Source organism: Cupriavidus basilensis (genome assembly GCF_029335485.1).
Taxonomy (GTDB): Bacteria; Pseudomonadota; Gammaproteobacteria; order Burkholderiales; family Burkholderiaceae; genus Cupriavidus; species Cupriavidus basilensis_E.
The window spans coordinates 1-18,551 of sequence record NZ_JARJLM010000607.1 but is presented as its reverse complement, the minus strand read 5'-3'; the positions used below and the strand labels follow the sequence as shown (position 1 = coordinate 18,551).

General features: G+C 68.3%; 18 protein-coding genes. 5 read left to right on the top strand and 13 right to left on the bottom strand.

What is annotated here, in order from left to right:
• The 8 genes from kdpE to P3W85_RS37465 form a co-directional block, all read right to left on the bottom strand.
• Positions 1 to 653: two-component system response regulator KdpE (gene kdpE / locus P3W85_RS37500; RefSeq protein ID WP_276268509.1), on the bottom strand; the 653-nt coding region annotated here is incomplete at its 3' end.
• A gap of 1 nt (position 654) precedes the next feature.
• Positions 655 to 3,678 carry a sensor histidine kinase gene (locus P3W85_RS37495; protein ID WP_276268508.1) on the bottom strand — a complete coding sequence of 1,008 codons (3,024 nt, stop codon included), beginning with the start codon at positions 3,676 to 3,678 and terminating at the stop codon, positions 655 to 657.
• 177 nt (positions 3,679 to 3,855) lie between these two features.
• Positions 3,856 to 4,482 carry a potassium-transporting ATPase subunit KdpC gene (gene kdpC, locus P3W85_RS37490; protein WP_276268507.1) on the bottom strand — a complete coding sequence of 209 codons (627 nt, stop codon included), beginning with the start codon at positions 4,480 to 4,482 and terminating at the stop codon, positions 3,856 to 3,858.
• Positions 4,483 to 4,523: 41 nt separating this feature from the next.
• On the bottom strand, positions 4,524 to 6,614 hold the full coding sequence (gene kdpB, locus P3W85_RS37485; RefSeq protein WP_276268510.1) for a potassium-transporting ATPase subunit KdpB: 2,091 nt from the start codon (positions 6,612 to 6,614) through the stop codon (positions 4,524 to 4,526).
• A 265-nt stretch (positions 6,615 to 6,879) separates the two neighbouring features.
• Positions 6,880 to 8,700 (bottom strand): potassium-transporting ATPase subunit KdpA, encoded by a 1,821-nt coding sequence (gene kdpA / locus P3W85_RS37480; protein ID WP_276268506.1) that lies wholly within the window; start codon positions 8,698 to 8,700, stop codon positions 6,880 to 6,882.
• Positions 8,700 to 8,789: a K(+)-transporting ATPase subunit F gene (gene kdpF / locus P3W85_RS37475; protein WP_006164365.1), complete on the bottom strand. Its 90-nt coding sequence runs from the start codon at positions 8,787 to 8,789 to the stop codon at positions 8,700 to 8,702. Before kdpF ends, kdpA begins: the two co-directional genes overlap by 1 nt.
• Positions 8,789 to 8,956, bottom strand: coding sequence for a hypothetical protein (locus P3W85_RS37470; RefSeq protein ID WP_276268505.1), 168 nt, complete (start codon positions 8,954 to 8,956; stop codon positions 8,789 to 8,791). The genes kdpF and P3W85_RS37470 overlap by 1 nt, the downstream gene beginning before the upstream one ends.
• A 354-nt stretch (positions 8,957 to 9,310) precedes the next feature.
• Entirely contained in the window at positions 9,311 to 10,282 is a 972-nt protein-coding gene (locus tag P3W85_RS37465; RefSeq protein ID WP_017225852.1) for a magnesium and cobalt transport protein CorA, read from the bottom strand.
• A 220-nt stretch (positions 10,283 to 10,502) separates the two neighbouring features.
• Between P3W85_RS37465 and minC the strand changes: the two genes are divergently transcribed.
• From minC to P3W85_RS37445, 4 genes are all read left to right on the top strand, one after another.
• A complete protein-coding gene (gene minC, locus P3W85_RS37460; RefSeq protein WP_276268504.1) occupies positions 10,503 to 11,324 on the top strand; it encodes a septum site-determining protein MinC in 822 nt (273 codons plus the stop codon).
• 63 nt (positions 11,325 to 11,387) lie between these two features.
• Entirely contained in the window at positions 11,388 to 12,203 is an 816-nt protein-coding gene (minD, locus tag P3W85_RS37455) for a septum site-determining protein MinD (RefSeq protein ID WP_017225995.1), read from the top strand.
• A 15-nt stretch (positions 12,204 to 12,218) separates the two neighbouring features.
• Positions 12,219 to 12,473: a cell division topological specificity factor MinE gene (gene minE / locus P3W85_RS37450; RefSeq protein ID WP_017225994.1), complete on the top strand. Its 255-nt coding sequence runs from the start codon at positions 12,219 to 12,221 to the stop codon at positions 12,471 to 12,473.
• Between the two features lie 362 nt (positions 12,474 to 12,835).
• Positions 12,836 to 13,921 carry a porin gene (locus P3W85_RS37445; RefSeq protein WP_017225993.1) on the top strand — a complete coding sequence of 362 codons (1,086 nt, stop codon included), beginning with the start codon at positions 12,836 to 12,838 and terminating at the stop codon, positions 13,919 to 13,921.
• An 81-nt stretch (positions 13,922 to 14,002) separates the two neighbouring features.
• Here the strand turns inward: P3W85_RS37445 and P3W85_RS37440 are convergent, their stop codons facing one another.
• Entirely contained in the window at positions 14,003 to 14,704 is a 702-nt protein-coding gene (locus P3W85_RS37440; RefSeq protein WP_276268503.1) for a hypothetical protein, read from the bottom strand.
• Between the two features lie 131 nt (positions 14,705 to 14,835).
• Positions 14,836 to 15,534, bottom strand: coding sequence for a response regulator transcription factor (locus P3W85_RS37435; protein WP_017224656.1), 699 nt, complete (start codon positions 15,532 to 15,534; stop codon positions 14,836 to 14,838).
• A gap of 386 nt (positions 15,535 to 15,920) precedes the next feature.
• Between P3W85_RS37435 and P3W85_RS37430 the strand changes: the two genes are divergently transcribed.
• Entirely contained in the window at positions 15,921 to 16,613 is a 693-nt protein-coding gene (locus P3W85_RS37430; RefSeq protein WP_017224655.1) for a response regulator transcription factor, read from the top strand.
• 40 nt (positions 16,614 to 16,653) lie between these two features.
• Here the strand turns inward: P3W85_RS37430 and P3W85_RS37425 are convergent, their stop codons facing one another.
• The 3 genes from P3W85_RS37425 to P3W85_RS37415 all read right to left on the bottom strand — a co-directional run.
• Complete coding sequence (locus P3W85_RS37425; protein WP_276268501.1) at positions 16,654 to 17,649, bottom strand: Bug family tripartite tricarboxylate transporter substrate binding protein; 996 nt, start codon at positions 17,647 to 17,649, stop codon at positions 16,654 to 16,656.
• A gap of 106 nt (positions 17,650 to 17,755) precedes the next feature.
• Positions 17,756 to 18,064: a hypothetical protein gene (locus P3W85_RS37420; RefSeq protein WP_276268500.1), complete on the bottom strand. Its 309-nt coding sequence runs from the start codon at positions 18,062 to 18,064 to the stop codon at positions 17,756 to 17,758.
• A 24-nt stretch (positions 18,065 to 18,088) separates the two neighbouring features.
• Positions 18,089 to 18,551 (bottom strand): DMT family transporter (locus P3W85_RS37415; protein WP_276268499.1); only part of this gene is annotated, 463 nt, incomplete at its 5' end.

The following is an 18,551-nucleotide window of genomic DNA, read 5'->3' as shown; positions in this document are numbered from 1 at the left end:
TGCGAGGGCTGCGCGGGATCGGCTTCCAGCTTGTGCCGCAGGTGCCCCATATAGACGCGCAGGTAATGGCTGCTCTCCGAATGCGCGGGCCCCCACACCTCGCGCAGCAGCTCGCGATGCGTCATGACCTTGCCGCGATGCGCGATCAGCACGGCCAGCAGGCGGTACTCGATCGGCGTGAGATGCACATCCTGTCCGGCGCGCGTGACCACCCGGTTGGCCAGGTCGATCTGCACCTCGCCGAACGCGATCTGCGGCGTGCCTTGCGGGTTGGTCTTGGCGTGCCGGCGCAGCAGCACGCGCACGCGGGCGATCAGCTCGCCCACGCCGAAGGGCTTGGTCAGGTAGTCGTCGGCGCCCGCGTCCAGCGCGGCGATCTTGTCGTCCTCGCCGGCGCGCGCGGACAGCACCAGCACCGGGACTTCGGTCCAGGTGCGCATCTCGCGGATCAGCGTCATGCCGTCGCCATCGGGCAGGCCGAGATCGAGGATCACCACGTCGGGCTGGCGTGTGCCGGCATCGATCAGGCCGCGCTTGAGCGTCTCGGCCTCATGCACGATGCAGCCCTCCGCCTGCAGCGCCTCGCGCACAAAGCGCCGGATATGCGGCTCATCCTCGACCACCAGTACCGTCGGCGAAAATTCGAATGCCATCTCAGTTGGACTCCTTGTCTGCCTGGGGGCCGGCACCGCCGCCAGGCGTGCCGTCCTGCCGCTCGATCCCGATGCGTGCGTCGGGACCGGCAGCGTGCACAACGGCATTGATATTGGCCTCGATGCCGGCTTGCCCGCCGGCCTGCGCGGCCGCCACGGGCTCGGGCGGCTCCGGCTCGATCAGCGGGGGGGTGCCGCGCGGCAGCGCAACGATAAAGCGCGCGCCACCGCCCGCCCCGCCCGCGCCACGGCCACTCTCCACCCAGATACGCCCGCCGTGCGCCTGCACGATGGCTTCGCACACGGCCAGCCCCAGGCCCACGCCCGCGGTCGCCGACTCGCGCTCGCCGCGCGTGAATTTCTGGAAGATCGACAACTCCTGCCCGCGCGGCACGCCGGGCCCGTCGTCTTCCACCGACAGCCGCATCTCGTCGCCAACCACCTCGCCGGAAAGGCGGATGTCGGTGCCGGGCGGGGTGTACTTGACTGCGTTCTCCAGCAGGTTGCACAGCACCCGCTCCATCAGCACCGCGTCGCACTCGACCAGCGGCAGCGCCGACAGGTCCGCCACCGAAACCCGGTGCCGCGACAACGCATCGCGCATGCCGGCCAGCGCCGCGCCCACCAGTTCCTCGAGCGACTGCCACTCCCTCTGCATGCGCACGTCGCGGCTTTGCAGGCGGGCCATGTCGAGCAGGTTGACCACCATGGTGCGCATGCGCAGCGCCTGCTCGCGCATGGCATCCACGGTCTCGGCCAGCGACGGCGGCAGCGGCGGCTCCGTGCGCTGCATGGTCTCGGCCATGCCGATCAGGCTGGTGAGCGGCGTGCGCAGGTCGTGCGAGACGGCGGCCAGCAGCGAGCTGCGCAGCCGCTCCGATTCCATCGAGACCAGCGCCTGCTGCGCGACCTCGACATAGTGCAGCCGCTCGATGGCGATCGCGATCAGCGTGGCGAACACATCGATCTGCCGGCGCCGCTCGGGCCGCGCGAAGGCGCGCCATTCCTGCGGCTCCACCGCCAGCACGCCGCGCGTCTGCATCGGCGCCTTGAGCGGCAGATACAGCACGGTGCTGCCCGGCAGCGTGTGGGTACCGGTACCGGCGGGCTGGCCGTGGTCGAACACCCATTGCGCCAGCACCGGGTCGATGGCGTCGCTGCCGCGCTGCGCGGCATCGATCACCGGCGGCATCAGCCGGCCTTTGGCCGAGACCAGGAAAAACGCGGAGCGCGCGCCCAGCGCGGCGTGCAGGAAGCGGCTGCTGATGGAAACGATCTGCTCGGGCATCAGCGCGGCGGACAGTTCGCGCGCCAGTTCATAGAGCGTGCGCGCATCGGTCTCGCGCTCGACAGAAACCTGGGCCTGCTCGCGCAGCCCCGCGGTAAGCTGGCCGATCACCAGCCCGACGGTCAGCAGCACCACGAAGGTCACCAGGTACTGCACGTCGCTCACAGCGAAGGACATGCGCGGCGGCACGAAGAAGAAGTCGAAGGCCGCCACCGACAGCACCGAGGCCAGCGCGGCGGGACCGCGCCCGTGGCGCAGCGCAACGCCCACCACCGCCGCCAGGAACAGCATGGCGATATTCACCAGGTCGAACCAGGGCCGCGTCAGCGCCGACAGCAGGCTGGCGCCCGCGCACCACACCCCGGCCCACAGGTAGTCGACGCGGTGCGCCGTCACGCTGCCGTCGTCGTGGTTGTCGTCGCCGTGGTCCTCGCGCACGTCGGCGCGGCCCGTGGCCGGCTGCGCGCGGCCGCGCGTGTCCCCGCGCATGGCATCGGCGGCCACGCGGATCACATCGATTTCCGGGCAGCCCAACGCCAGCGCGTCGGCAAAGCTATGCCGGCCGAACAGCCAGGCGCGCGCGCCGAGAAACGGCGACAGCCCGAGCGCCAGCAGCGCGCGCGCGCGCGCCAGCAGGCTGCCGCCGCCGCGCGGCCAGTCGGCGGGCGCCCGCCCCACCACCACCTTGGTCAGGTTGTGCCGCCGCACATAGCCGGTCACCGCCTGCACGATATCGCTGCCGGCCAGGGTCTCGGTGCGCGCGCCGAGTTCCTCGGCCAGCCGCATCGCGCCCTGCACGCTCGCGCGCGCCTGCGCGCTGAGCGGCGTCAGGCGCGGCGTGGCCACGGTGACCACATGCCAGTCGCAATCGAGCTGGCCGGCCAGCCGGCGCGCGCTCTTGACCACCTGCCCGGCATCGTCGCCCGTGCTGATGCAGGCCAGCACCGCCTCGCGCGTGCGCCACACGGGGCGGATCGATTCGGCGTGGCGGTAAGCGCGCACGTCCTCGTCGACGCGGTCGGCGGTGCGGCGCAATGCCAGCTCGCGCAGCGCGATCAGGTTGCCTTTGCGGAAGAAATTGGTGGCCGCGGTACGCGCCTGCTCGGGCAGGTAGACCTTGCCGTCCCGCAGGCGCCGCAGCAATTCGTCGGCGGGCAGGTCCACCAGGATGACTTCGTCGGCATTGTCGAACACCGTGTCGGGCACGGTTTCCCACACGCGGATGCCGGTAATGCCGCCCACCGCCTCGTTGAGGCTGTCCAGGTGCTGGACATTGACGGTGGTCCACACGTCGATGCCCGCCGAAAGCAGTTCCTGGATGTCCTGCCAGCGTTTCGGGTGGCGGCTGCCGGGCGCGTTGGAATGCGCCAGTTCGTCGACCAGGATCAACGCCGGGCGCCGCGCCAGCGCGCCGTCCAGGTCGAATTCCTGCAGCATGTGGTCTTCGCGCTTCTGGTGCGGCACGGCCTTCATCGGCAACCGCTCCAGGCCCTCGATCAGTGCCTCGGTCTCGGCGCGGCCATGCGTTTCCACCACGCCGATCACCACGTCGCTGCCCTGTTCCCGCAGCGAGCGCGCCGCGGCAAGCATGGCGAAGGTCTTGCCGACGCCCGCGGAGGCGCCGAAATACACCCGCAGCTTGCCGCGCGCGGCGCGCTCGCCCTCCGCCTGCATGCGCTGCAGCAGGGCATCCGGATCGGGGCGGTCGGGGTCGGCGCGCGTGGCGGTGTCAGGCATGGTGAGTCTCATCGCCCGGGAGAGGAGGGGATGTGAACGATTGTGCCACGGCTGCCTGCATGCGCCAAAACCGCCCGAAGTGCCCGACGGTTGTCACTTCCTCTCCCACAAGCGGGAGAGGGGAGCAAACCGGGGGCGTGCAAACCAATACCCTGCGGCCACTCCCAACCGCCCCCTTCACTGCTTCTCGCCATCCAGTGCCAGGTTCAGTTTCAGCACATTGACCACCGGATCGCCCATCACCGCCAGCAGCGGCGCATCGGTATTGGCCGCCACCAGCGCCTGCACGCGCTCCAGCGGCAGGCCGCGCAGGCGCGCCACGCGTGCCGCCTGGTATTGCGCGGCGGCGGGGCTGATATGCGGGTCGAGGCCGCTGCCGGAGGCGGTGACGAGATCCACCGGCACCGCCGCCTGGTTGCCCGGATCGGCAGCGCGCAGGGCCTCGATGCGCGCACGCGCGGCATCGGTCAGCGCAGGGTTGCTCGGGCCCAGGTTGGAGCCCGACGATGCCGCCGCGTTGTAAGGCATGGGCGAAGTCGCCGACAAGCGGCCCCAGAAGTACCTGGGATCCGAGAAGGGCTGGCCGATCAGCTCCGAGCCGATGGCCTTGCCATCCTTGACGATCAGCGAGCCGGCCGCCTCGAACGGGAACACCGCGCGCGAGATGCCGGTGATCACGCCGGGGTACAGCAGGCCGGTGATGGCCGACAACACGACGAACACCGTCAGCATCGGGCGCAGCAGGCCGCCCTGGACGAGCGTGTCGGGCTGGCGGGCTGGCGCGGGTTGGACTTGCATATTCATGATGACTCCGTTTTACGTTGTAGCTGCGGTGCCGGCGCGGCTCAGACCCAGCCGAGCATCGCCAGGATCATGTCGATCAGCTTGATGCCGACAAAGGGGATCAGGATGCCGCCCAGGCCATAGACCAGCAGGTTGCGCCGCAGCAATATGGCCGCCCCGAGCGGCCGGTACGCCACGCCGCGCAGCGCCAGCGGGATCAGCACCACGATGATCAGCGCGTTGAAGATCACCGCCGACAGGATGGCCGAGGCCGGCGTGGCCAGGCCCATCACATTGAGCTGGTTGAGCTGCGGATAGGTGGTGGCAAAAGCCGCCGGGATGATGGCGAAGTACTTGGCCACGTCGTTGGCCACGCTGAAGGTGGTCAGCGAGCCGCGCGTCATCAGCATCTGCTTGCCGATCTCGACGATCTCGATCAGCTTGGTCGGATTGCTGTCCAGGTCCACCATATTGCCGGCTTCCTTGGCCGCCTGGGTGCCGCTGTTCATCGCCACCGCGACGTCGGCCTGGGCCAGCGCGGGCGCATCGTTGGTGCCGTCGCCGGTCATTGCCACCAGGCGGCCTTCGCCCTGGTAGGAGCGGATCAGCTTGAGCTTGGCTTCGGGCGTGGCTTCGGCGAGAAAGTCGTCGACGCCGGCTTCGGCCGCGATCGAGGCCGCGGTGAGGCGGTTGTCGCCGGTGATCATCACGGTCTTGATGCCCATCTTGCGCAGTTCGCCAAAGCGCTCGCGGATGCCGGCCTTGACGATGTCCTTCAACTCGACCACGCCAAGCACGCGCACGCTCTCGGTGCCGCCTTCGGTGCTGGACTCGGCCACCACCAGCGGCGTGCTGCCGGCGCGGGCGACATCGTCCACCGCCAGCATCACAGCGTCGGGGAATTTGCCGGCGCGCTCCGTCACGTACTTGCGCACCGCGTCGGCGGCGCCCTTGCGCACGCTGCGGCCGCCGGCATCCACGCCGCTCATGCGGGTCTGCGCGGTGAACGGCACGAAGATCGGGCGCAGCGCGCTGATGTCCGGCGTGGCGGCGCCGGTCTGCTGGCGCGCCAGCGTGACGATGCTGCGGCCTTCCGGCGTTTCGTCGGCCAGCGACGACAGCCAGGCGGCTTCGGCCAATTGCTGGGCCGAGACACCGGGCGCGGCGATAAAGCGCGAGGCCTGGCGGTTGCCGTGGGTGATGGTGCCGGTCTTGTCCAGCAGCAGCACGTCCACGTCGCCGGCGGCTTCGACCGCGCGGCCCGAGGTGGCGATCACGTTGGCTTCCATCATGCGGCTCATGCCGGCCACGCCGATGGCCGACAGCAGGCCGCCGATGGTGGTCGGGATCAGGCACACCAGCAGCGCGATCAGCACGGTGATGGTGACCGGCATGCCGGCCTTTGCGACCAGCACGCTATACACCGAGAACGGCTGCAGCGTGGCGGTGGCCAGCAGCAGCACGATGGTCAGGCCCACCAGCAGGATGGTCAGCGCCAGTTCGTTGGGCGTCTTCTGGCGCTTGGCGCCCTCGACCATGGTGATCATGCGGTCGATGAAGCTCTCGCCCGGATTGGTGGTGATGCGCACCACGATCCAGTCCGACAGCACGCGCGTGCCGCCGGTCACCGAGGAGAAGTCGCCGCCGGACTCGCGGATCACCGGGGCGGATTCGCCGGTGATGGCGCTCTCGTCCACCGAGGCCACGCCTTCGATCACTTCGCCGTCGCCGGGGACCATGTCGCCCGCCTCCACCAGCACCACGTCGCCGCGGCGCAGCGCGGCCGCGCCGCGCGCTTCGGTGGCGCCGGCGGCGCGGTAATCGCGCCGCCCTTCCCTGACCAGCTTGGCGGTGACGGTGGTCTTGAGCCCGCGCAGCGCCTCGGCTTGCTGCTTGCTGCGTCCTTCGGCCAGCGCTTCGGCGAAGTTGGCGAACAGCACGGTGAACCACAGCCACACCGAAACGGCGAGGATGAAGCCCGCGCTCTCGCCGCCCGCCGTGGCGGGTGCGAACAGCGCGCGGAAGAACAGGATGGTGGTCAGGATGCTGCCCACGTAGACGACGAACATCACCGGGTTGCGCAGCTGGTCGCGCGGCGACAGCTTTTTCACCGAGTCGAGCAGGGCCGGCTTGACCAGTTCGGGCGCGAACATGCCGCCACGCGGCGGGCGATGATGGCCCCCAGTCTTGTGGGTCCCGTGGGCGGTATGGACCGGCGCGACCGCACTGGTTGCCGGCGTCGAGTTTGCCGATGCCGCGCCGCCGTTCTTGCTGCGCGCCACCGTGGATTCTTGTTGCATGCGTTTCTCCGCAATACGCTGGTATGCGTTCCGGGGACTGGCGCCGGCTGTGCGGGCGCCAGCCCCCGTTCCTTCCCTGCCTTGCTGCCGCCCATATCGCCGGGCGGCGGTCTCTCTGCTACTTGCCTGCCGCCGTCACCGCGGCGCCCTGCAACTGCTCCGCCACCGGACCCAGCGCCAGCGCCGGGATATAGGTAAGCGCGCCCACCATCAGCACCGAGCCCACCAGCAGGACCACGAACAGCGGGCCGTGCGTGGGCATGGTGCCGCCGGTCACCGGCAGCCGGCGCTTGGCCGCCAGCGAGCCCGCCATGGCCAGGATCGGCACGATGATCCAGAAGCGGCCGAACCACATCGCCGCGGCCAGCATCACGTTGTAGAAGGGCGTGTTCGCCGACAAGCCGCCGAAGGCGCTGCCGTTGTTGTTGGCCGCCGACGAGAACGCGTAGAGGATTTCCGAGAAGCCGTGCGTGCCGGGGTTGAACACGCCGGCACGGCCGGGCTCCACCATCACCGCCACCGCCGTGCCCAGGAGCACCAGCAGGGGCGTGACGAGGATCGCCACGGCGGTCATCTTCATCTCGTAGGTCTCGATCTTCTTGCCCAGGTACTCCGGCGTGCGGCCGATCATCAGGCCGGCGATGAAGACCGCCAGCACCGCGTACACCAGCATGCCGTACAGGCCCGAGCCAACGCCGCCGAACACCACTTCGCCCAGTTGCATCAGCAGCATCGGCACCAGGCCGCCGATGGCGGTGAAGGAGTCGTGCATGGCGTTGACCCCGCCGCACGAGGCCGCCGTGGTGATGGTGGCGAACAGCGTGGTGGCGGCGATGCCGAAGCGCGTTTCCTTGCCCTCCATGTTGCCGCCGGCCTGCAGCGCGCTGGCCACGTGGTCGACCGGCAAGCCGGACAGCGCAGCGTTGGCCTGCTGCTCGGACGCCGCCGCCACGCAGGCCATCACGACGAAGATCACCGTCATCGAAGCCAGGATCGCCACGCCCTGGCGGCGGTCCTTGACCATCTCGCCGAAGGTGAAGCACAAGGCCGCCGGGATCAGGAAGATGGCCAGCATCTCGATCAGGTTGGCAAGCTCGGTCGGGTTCTCGAAAGGATGGGCCGAGTTGGCGTTGAAGAAGCCGCCGCCATTGGTGCCGAGCATCTTGATGGCTTCCTGCGAAGCCACCGGCCCCATGGCCAGGGTCTGCCTGTCGGTCTTCACGGCCTCGGTAACGGGCGCGCCCCTGGCGTCGAGCACCGGCTGGCCGGCGGCGTCCACCTTGGGCTGGCTGTACTCGACCGGCGTCACCAGCGAGACATCCTTATAGCTGTCGAAATTCTGGATCACGCCCTGGCTGACCAGCGCAAGCGCGATGGCGGCGGCGATCGGCAGCAGCACGTAGAGCGTGCTGCGCGTCATGTCGACCCAGAAGTTGCCGATGGTGGCCGAGCTCTGGCGCGCAAAGCCGCGGATCAGCGCGAACACCACGGCGATGCCGGTGGCCGCCGAGACGAAGTTCTGCACCGTCAGCGCCAGCATCTGCGTGAGATAGCTCATGGTGGACTCGCCCGCATAGCCCTGCCAGTTGGTATTGGCGACAAAGCTGATAGCGGTATTGAACGCCGAGTCCGGCGACACCGCGCCGAAGCCTTGCGGGTTGAGCGGCAGCCATCCCTGCAGGCGCTGCAGCGCGTACACGGCGACCACGCCCAGCATATTGAAGGCGATCACCGCGATGGCGTATTGCTTCCAGCCCATCTCGGCACCGGCGCGCACCCCGCCCACGCGGTACAGCACGCGTTCCAGCGGCCGGCCCCAGGCCGTCGCAAGATAGCGGTCGTCCTCCATCGCGCGGCGGATATAGCGCCCCAGGAAGGGCGCGATCGCCAGCAGGATGGCGAGGTAAAGGACCAGTAGTCCCAGGAATTCGCTTGACATCAGAATTTCTCCGGCCGGAACAGGGCGATCAGGAGGTAGATAAAGACAGCGACGGCGAGTACGCCGCCCAGCAGGTCAGCCCAGTCCATCACAGCCTCCTGTCGGTGGCACTGTCCTTGCCGCGCGCGCCGGCGGCGTCCGCGCCCGTGCCGTCGGCCGCGCCAGGCGGCTTGCCCCCCAGGGCGGCGCACAGGGCCAGCAATGCGCCCGTCAGCGCACCGAACAACAACAAACCGATGAGATAGATCCCGTCCATGGCAACACACCGTGAGTGATTCACAGATGGCAGATTAGGGATGGCGCGGTAAAAACGGGGTAGAGAGGGGTGGCGGGGGTGTAAAGAAAATATAAAAAACGTGTAAAAACGGCGGCCGGACCTGACCGGCCACCCGCTGCGCACCGTGGCGAGTGCGCCGCCCGCAGGAAAAACCCCCGCAAGCGTCCTGCCTTGCGGGGTTCCGGAGCCGGCTCGCCGCCGGCTGCGTCACACGGGGCACAGGACGCGAGCCGCCGGTCGCCCGGCATCGCCGCACCCCGCACCCCGCACCCCGCACCGCAGGGCGGAGGCACGAGGGTAGAGACCGGGAAAGACAAGGAAAAGCGTGCCGGCTCAGATCCAGCCGGATTTGTGCAGCTTGCGCCAGAGGCCGCCGCACGCCACCACGGTCACGCCGATCACGGTCGGATAGGCGTAGTGAAACGCCAGCTCGGGCATAAAGGTGAAATTCATCCCGTACAGGCTGAAGACCACCGTGGGAACGGCCAGGATGGCGCCCCAGCCAGCGAGCCGCTTGACCACCTCGTTCTGGCCCACGGTGACCAGCGCCAGGTTGACCTGCACCGCGGTGGTCAGCATCTCGCGCACCACATCGAGGGTGCGCACCAGGCGGCTGGCATGGTCCTCGATATCGCGGAAATACGCGCGCAGCTCCTTGGGCACCAGTTCCTCGTGCAGCCGGATCAGTTGCCCGCAGATTTCCTCGATCGGATAGACCGCATTGCGCAGGCGCAGCACCTGGCGCTTGATGTGGTACAGGCGCTCGATCGCGGCGCGGTCGAACTCGTCGCGGAAGATGCCCTGCTCGAGCTGCTCGAAGGCATCCTCGAGCCGGGTCACGATGGGCATGTAGTGATCGACCACGAAATCCATCAGCGCATAGAGCACATAGCCAGGGCCATTGGCAAGCGCGCGCGGATCGCTTTCGCAGCGCTCGCGCACCGGCGCATAGCTGCTGCTGGCGCCGTGGCGGACCGACACCACATAATTCGGGCCCACGAACAGGTGGGTCTCGCCGACCACCACCTCGTCACCCACCAGTTGCGCGGTGTTGAGCACGATAAAGATGGAGTCTCCGTAGGTTTCCAGCTTGGGGCGCTGGTGGGCGTCGAGCGCATCCTCCACCGCCAGGTCGTGCAGGCCGAACTCCTGCTGCACCTTGCGCAGCAGCGGCAGGTCCGGTTCGTGCAGCCCCAGCCAGACAAAGGTGCCGGGCACGGCGATGGCCTCGCTGATCCCGTCCAGCGCCACATCCCCCAGCCGCCTGCCAGCCCGGTAAGCCACACTATTGACGATCGCACCCATGGGCACTCCGTGGTTCAGATGGCGCAATCGTAACAAGAGCGGCGGGGTACCGGCGGCCGGGAGTGCCGCAACCTGCGCGCGAGTCCGGCAACGCCGCGCCGAAGCCCCCGAAACGTCCTTCCGGCGCGCCGCATCCGGCACTGGTCTGCGCTGGCGCGCCATTTGTTACAGTTCTGCACCCAGACGACGTTAGAATGTCCCATTTCCACGGTCACCGACTATGTCCCAGAAGAAATCGCCACGCTTCGAGCTGCGCAGTGGCAATGTCGACGCCCTCCTCCTCGCTCTCAAGACTGCCGACATCGCAGCGCTGCGGGACGATCTTCTGTCCCGTTTCGAATCGACCCCCGATTTCTTCTCCAACGATGTAGTCGCGCTGGACCTGCGCCGGCTGGAAGGCGACGGCAAGGTCGCCCTCGACATGGTGATCGAGACCCTGGCCCAGCTCAAGGCCCGCGCCATCGGCGTGGTGGCCCGCGAGGCGCAGCGCGGCTGGGCCGAGTCGTTCGGCCTGCCCCTGCTGGATAGCCAGGGCCGGCGCGGCGGCCGCGACGAGCCGCTGCAGGCCGAACCCGCCGCCGACCCGGCCGCGGCCGAAGCGCAGGCGGCCGAGGTGCTGGCTGCCGCCGTGCAGGCGGCCGAAGCCAAGGCCGCCGAAGCGCAGGCCGCGGCTGACGCTGCGATCGCCGAAGCCGCCTCGCGCAGCGTGCCCACCATGCTGATCGACAAGCCGCTGCGCTCCGGCCAGCAGATCTACGCCGCCGGCGACGTGGTGATCCTCGACCTGGTCAGCTACGGCGCCGAGGTGATCGCCGAAGGCAACATCCATATTTATGCCCCGCTGCGCGGCCGTGCGCTGGCGGGGGTCAAGGGCAACGCGCAGGCACGCATCTTCTGCACCTGCCTGGAACCCGAACTGCTCTCCATCGCCGGCATCTACCGCACCGCCGAACTGCCCCTGCCCGCCGACGTGCTGGGCAAGTCGGCCCAGGTGCGGCTGTCCGGGGAGAAACTGATACTCGAACCGCTCCGGATGAAGTAAATCCCGCCGCAGAGCCCCGAACCACAGCAGCGCAAGCTTCAATCAATACTGGACCCAAGAGCCATGGCAAAAATCATCGTTGTGACCTCCGGCAAGGGAGGCGTAGGCAAAACCACCACCAGCGCCAGCTTTTCCGCCGGCCTGGCCTTGCGTGGCCACAAGACTGCCGTGATCGACTTCGACGTCGGCCTGCGCAACCTAGACCTGATCATGGGTTGCGAGCGCCGCGTGGTGTATGACCTGGTCAACGTGGTGCAGGGCGAGGCCAACCTGAACCAGGCCCTGATCAAGGACAAGAAGTGCGAGAACCTGTTCATCCTGCCGGCCTCGCAAACCCGCGACAAGGACGCGCTTACCAAGGAAGGCGTGGAAAAGGTCATCCATGGCCTGATCGAGATGGGCTTTGAGTTCATCGTCTGCGACTCGCCGGCGGGCATTGAGTCCGGCGCCCTGCTGGCCATGTATTTCGCCGACGAGGCCCTGGTCGTGACCAATCCCGAGGTGTCCTCGGTGCGCGACTCGGACCGCATCCTCGGCATCCTGTCGTCCAAGACCAAGCGTGCCGCGGAAGGCGGCGAGCCGATCAAGGAACATCTGCTGATCACCCGCTACAACCCCAAGCGGGTGCATGGCGGGGAAATGCTGTCGCTGACCGACATCCAGGAAATCCTGCGCATCAAGCTGATCGGCGTGGTGCCGGAATCCGAAGCCGTGCTGCACGCCTCCAACCAGGGCACGCCGGCCATCCACCTGGAAGGCTCCGACGTAGCGGACGCCTATGGCGACGTGGTCGACCGCTTCCTGGGCAAGGAAAAGCCGATGCGCTTCACGGATTACCAGAAGCCGGGGCTGCTCTCCCGCATCTTCGGCAACAAGTAAGGAGGGTCAATACTCATGTCGATTCTGTCCTTCCTGCTCGGCGAGAAGAAGAAGTCCGCCTCGGTTGCCAAGGAGCGGCTGCAGATCATCCTCGCCCATGAACGCAGCGGCCATTCCGCGCCGGCCGATTACCTTCCCGCCCTGCAGCGCGAGCTGGTGGCGGTCATCTCGAAATACGTGAAGATCAGCGACCAGGACCTGCGCGTCAGCCTGGAGCGCCAGGACAACCTGGAAGTGCTCGAGGTCAAGATCGAGATCCCACAGGGCTGAACACAGCGCTGAACAGCGCCGGGCCCGCGGTCCGGCCACCGCGCCATGCATGCGGAACGCCCGCCCCGCCTGCCTCCGCGGGCGGCGCGCGGGATCGCTCCCGGGCGGCAATCCCGCGTCCCTACAGCCGTGGGGTATCGGAGTAGCGCCAGCGCCATCCCGCAATGCACCAATCCATGGCTTTGTCGCGGCGTCGCAACGCTTTTGCACCAAATGTCTGCTTAGGGCCGGCCAACGGTGTGCATTAGTGTCTAAATCTTTTCTGTTTTGTTAAATTTTCGCGGCGTTTACACAAAACGTAAACTCGTCCGCCACCGCGATCCGGCCGCGGACAACACAGAACAGAACAGAAAAGGAGCACTATGAAGAAATCAGCCCTTACCCTCGCGATTGGCACGCTGCTGGCCGGCAGCGCATACGCCCAGTCGTCCGTGACCCTGTACGGCATTGCTGACGTCAGCATCCGTTACACCAGCAACTCCAACCAAGCCAACAACGGTCAGTTCCAGATGACTGACGGCGCCGTGACCCAGAGCCGCTGGGGCCTGAAGGGCAGCGAAGCCCTCGGCAACAACCTGAAGGCGATCTTCCAGCTGGAAAACGGCTATAGCATCGACAACGGCTCGATGAATTCGAGCGGCGTGCTGTTCAATCGTCAAGCCTATGTCGGCCTGGCCGGCGATTTCGGCACCGTCAAGCTGGGCCGCCAGTACACCGAGGGCTTCAACTTCTTCGGCGACTACGATCCGCTGACCATCGGCAACTACCAGGCCAACGCCTGGCCGTTCTTCCTGACCCAGTTCCGCGCCAACAACGTCATCAGCTACGGCGGCAAGTTCGGCGGCATGGACGTCGGTGCCAGCTATGGCTTCGGCGAGCAGCCGGGCAGCTTCACGAAGGCCAGCTCGACCGGCAAGCCGTACTTCGGCGTGCGCGCAGCCTACTCGGTCGGCCCGTTCGGCTTCGGCGGCGTATACCAGGAAATCCGCGACACCTTCGGCAACAAGCAGCAAATGTGGGGCGCGGCTGGTAAGTACTCCATCGGCCCGGCCAAGCTGTTCGCTGGTTACGTCGGTGGCAAGGACCGCACCGGCGTGATCGACGCCGGCTTCATGAATGTCGCTGGCAACCCGGTTCCGGCAGGTGGCAACGCCGTCAACAACCCCCGCAAGGATGCCCTGGGCTACGTCGGCCTGACCTATCAGCTGACCCCGGCCCTGGCCCTGACCGGTGTGTTCTACGGCGACCACATCCAGAACAAGAATGGCATCGCCAACAACGCCGGCAACCGCTACACCGGCGTGCTGCTGGCCGAGTACTCGCTGTCCAAGCGCACCCAGGTCTACGGCACCGTGGACTACAACAAGGTGACCGGCGGCGTGAACACGGAACTGCCTGGCAAGAACAATCAGACCGGTGCGGCAGTCGGTATTCGCCACATTTTCTGATAGCCCATGCCGGCTTGCCTCCCGCTCGCGGGAGGCTGATCGGATGACAGGAAAGCACCTTCGGGTGCTTTTTTGTTTTTTTCAGGGCAGCACCGGCAACAGGAGATGCCAGGCAACGCGCTCGTCCGCGGCGGCCCTGGCCTCGAGATCCAGCGCGCCGCCGTGGCGCAGCACCACGCGGCGGCAGTACTGCATGGACGGCCCGGCACCGTGCCCGGGCGCCGCCCCGGTGCCCCGCGCAAAGACGATCGACACGCGGCAGGCACGCCCGTCGATCCGCTGGCGCACCTGCATCGGCGTGCCGCCGCGGGCTGCGGCCCTGGCCTGCGCCGTCAGCACGCGCAAGGCTTCGGACAGCATGGCGGTATCGCCGCGCATCCAGACCTTGCGCCCCGCCAGGTCTAGTTCCGGCCAGGGCGCAGCGTCGCCGGCGTCCTCCGGCTCCCACGGCGTGCCGGCGGCCTCGCGCAGCAATGCGGTCAACTCCAGCACCTCCATGCGGTAAGCGTGACCGAACTCGCGCACCAGCCGCGCGACATCGTCGGTGAGGCGAAGCGACGCCCGCGCGTAACCCGCCAGTTGCGCCACGAATGCCTCGGGGCCAAGGCGCGACGGCTCGGCCAGGTGCAGCTCGGCCAGCGCCAGGATCGCGCTCTGCGGGGCGCGCAAGTCGTGCGACAAGGCGCGCCGGATGGCCTGGCAGGATGCCAGTGCCTCGCACCCGTGGGCGGCAAGGTCCGCGGCGGGGACGTTGCCGGCATCGGCGCCTGGACCGATAGCCACGCCGCACCCGTCTGCGCGGCCCTTGCGTTCGCCAGCGTCCGTGCCAAGAGTGCCGGCCACGTGCTCGAGCCACCGCGCGGCCGCGCCCAGGCCCGCCCCGGCCCGCGCGATTTCACGGCACAGCCACGCCCTCACCGCGCACCGTCCGTGAGTTCGAGCCGGTACCCGTGCGTGTACACGGGCAGCAGCCGCAGGCCGTGCCCGGGATGCAGGGCCAGCTTGCTGCGCACGCGCGACATATGGGTATCGATGGTGCGCGACAGCGGCGAGATCTCGCGCCCCCACACCGCCGCGACGATATGGTCGCGCGACACGATGCGCCCCTCGTTGCGGAACAGCAGCACGGCCAGGTCGAACTCCTTCGGGGTCAGCCTGAGCGGCTGGGCGCGATGGGCCACCGTGCGCGCCGCGCAGTCGAACACGTAGTCGGCCAGCGTGACATGCGCGCAAGCGCCGGCTGGATCCGGATAGGCGCGCCGCAGCAGCGATTGCGTGCGTGCCAGCAACTCGCCGCGCCTGACCGGCTTGAGCATGTAGTCATCGGCGCCGGCGGCGAGGCCGTCGACAATGTCTTCCTCGGCCATGCGGCAGGTCAGGAACATCACCGGCACGCGCCGGTCCAGGTTGGCGCGCACCCAGGTCAGCACCTCCCTGCCGGAGAGGTCCGGCATCTGCCAGTCGAGCAGCAACAGGTCGAAGCTATCCTCGCGCAGATGCAGCAGCAACTGCCGGCTGCGCTCGAAGGTCACGCAGGCGTGTCCGGCATCGTTGAGTATCTGGCGGATCAGGGCGGCCTCGGCAGGCTCGTCCTCGAGAGATGCGATTTTCATTCCCATGCAATTTGGCCGGAACGGCTTGGACGCCTGCCGGTCTCGCGGTGATTGGCGCGGCTTGCGCCAGGGGCTGGCCCGACGATGCGGGGTGACTTGCCATTAAAAACCGCGAGAGAGCCGTCTCGCGTGAGAGTTCTCTCAATCTGTGGCGGCAACGGCCTTTTCACGTCCGCCTCGCGCGCCGCGACGCTAAGATGGCTCCCGCATTGCCGGGCGTTAGCGGCCTTGCCGTGGGCGCGATCCGTTTCGCGTTTTCGCGTTTTCGCGTTTTCGCGCGATGCTTCGCTTCGCCCCCTCCGCCTGCCACCATGCGCGGCCATGCGCCACGCGGCGGCCAAACCACGAGACCGGCGCGCAGATCTCCGCGCGCGAGGAGAGACATCATGCGAATCGCAGTATTGGAGGACGATCCCGCCCGCGCCCTCGTGCTGGAGCAGGCGCTCAGCCTCGGCGGCCTGCCCTCGGTGCGTTTCCGTGAAGGCGGCAGCCTGATGCAGGCATTGCGCCATGAATCCTACGATCTGCTGCTGATGACCTGGGAGATTCCCGGCATTCCGGCGCGGGGCGTCCTGCAGTGGGTACGCCGCACGCTCGGTGACGAGTTTCCGGTGATGCTGCTCAGCCAGCACGGCGAAGACGATCACATCGCACGTTGCTTTGCCCTTGGCGCGAACGCCTTCGTGACCGCGCCCGTGCGCCGCGCGGAGCTGGCCGCGCGGGTCAAGGCGCTGCTGCGGCGCATAGCGCCGGTGGAAAAGGCTTGCAGCGACCTCAGGCTCGGCGCCTACCGCTTTGCGCTTACCGAGCGGCGCGCCTATGTGAACGAGCGCCAGGTCAAGCTGGCGCCGAAGGAATTCGAGCTGGCGATCCTGCTGTTCCGCCATGCCGGCCAGCTGTTGCTGCGCCAGACCATCGTGGAACATGTCTGGCGGCGCGCGGTGCCGCCGGACTCGCGCACCGTGGACAGCCATCTCTCGCGCGTGCGCACCAAGCTGGCGCTGGCGCCGCGCAATGGCGTGCGCCTGTCGGCGGTGTACGCCACCGGCTGCCGCCTGGACCTGGTCGGACAGCCCTGAGCGGCGGCCATCCCGGCGGCAATGGAACGGGAGCGGTCGCTCAGTCGGCCTTGATGCCGGCTTCCTTGACGATGCGGGCGTTGTCGTCGTACTCGGTGCGGATGGCCGCGGCAAACTGCGCGGCGGTGCCGCCGGTGGGGACTTCGCCGCCCTTGAGCAGGCGCTCGCGCACTTCGGGCTCCAGCAGGGCCTTGTTCAGTTCGGCATTGAGCCTGGCGACGATGGCCGGCGGCGTGCGGGCCGGCGCGAAGATGCCGAAGGTGGAAGTCAGGTTGGCCTTGGGATAGCCCAGTTCGGCAACGGTCGGCACGTTGGGCAGCGACTCGAGGCGCCTGGGCGCGCCCACCGCGAGCGGGCGCAGCCGGCCCGCCTGCATGTGCTGGCTCAGCATGGGGCTGGCATTGGTGCTCATTACCTCGAACTGGCCGCCGAGGGCGTCGTTCATCTGCTGCCCGGCGCCCTTGTAGGGAATCAGCGTCAGGTCGGCCTTCGCCTTCGAGCGGATCTGCTCCAGCATGACATGGCCGACCGTGCCCAGGCCCGACGTGGCCCAGCGCACCGTGCCCGGCCTGGCCTTGGCCTGGACCAGCAGGTCCTGGAACGACTTGCCGCCGAAGCTCGCGGTCGCGATCACCAGCACCGGCGAGTACATCACGCTCATCACCGGCGCGATATCGCGCTGCGGATCGTAGTTGACGTGGCCGACGTGCGGGTTGAGCGTGAGCGGGCTGGTCGAGGCAAAGCCCAGGGTGTAGCCGTCCGGCGCGGCCTTGGCCACGGCATCGATACCGATGCTGCCGCCCGCGCCAGCCTTGTTCTCCACCACCACCGATGCGCCCATCTGGGCCGACAGCCGCTCGCCGAGCGCGCGCGCCACGGTATCGCTGATGCCGCCGGTGGGATAGGCCACGATCAGGCGAATCGGGTGGGCGGGGTACGCGCCGGCGGCATCCGCGGCGGCGGCAAACGGGCTCGCCAGCGCCGCGGCAAACGCGGAGGCAACGGCCAGCAAGGGAATTCGATGGGAAACGGACATGGCGGGGGAACGGCGAGACGACGGTTGGAGACGGGTCTGGCCGCGCCGGCGCCGTTTGGCGGCCCGGGACCCGGCGCAGGCCCGCATGCGGAATGCGAAGGCTATTTTATCCGATCGCAGGCGCCTCCCCGCGTGGCCGGCCACCCCTGGGCAACGGGCGGTCGGGCACCCACGAGACGAACAGTTCGTTGGCGCGGTCGTAGAGCCGCCACACGGTGCCGCACTCGCGGCAGGTGAAGGTGAGCATGCTGAACGGCACGCCGGCGGCGCTCTGGCTCACCAGCGGCGCGGTGTGCTTGAGCGCCAGGCGCTCATGCGGCTCGCGCCGGCGGGAATCGGCCGCGAGCGCCAGGCAATGGTCGCAAGCGGGCTGCGTGGCGGCGGGGGGAGGTACGGCGGACGTCATGCCCGCCATGATGCCGCAAAAACGGCAGATCGTTCACCCCTGTTGCCGCGGCAACGGCGCAAGCGCCGCGCCAGGCGCTTCCGGCCCGTGCGCCGGCACTGGATTTTCCGGCGCCACCACCCTTGGCGCTCGCTGGCCCAGCCACACGCTTGCCAGCACCAGCAGCGCGCCTGCCGTCTGCGCCGCGCTCAGGGTCTGGCCGAGTACCAGGAAGCCCAGCACGGTGGCGCTGACGGGGCTCAGCAGGCCGAGCGCGGACACCGCCGCGGTCGGCAGGCGGCCGATGCCGCGAAACCAGAACGCATAGCTCACGCCGGCGCCGGCCACGCACAGCCATGCGTAGCCGAGCAGATTGGGCAGCGTCAGGCGCGCGGGCAGGGTTTCGAAGGCCAGCGCGAAGGGCAGCAGGAACAACGCGCCGGCGGTGAGCTGCCAGGCGGTCAGCACCAGTGGCGAGACTGGCGCTCGCCAGCGCTTGGCCAGCACCGTACCCAAC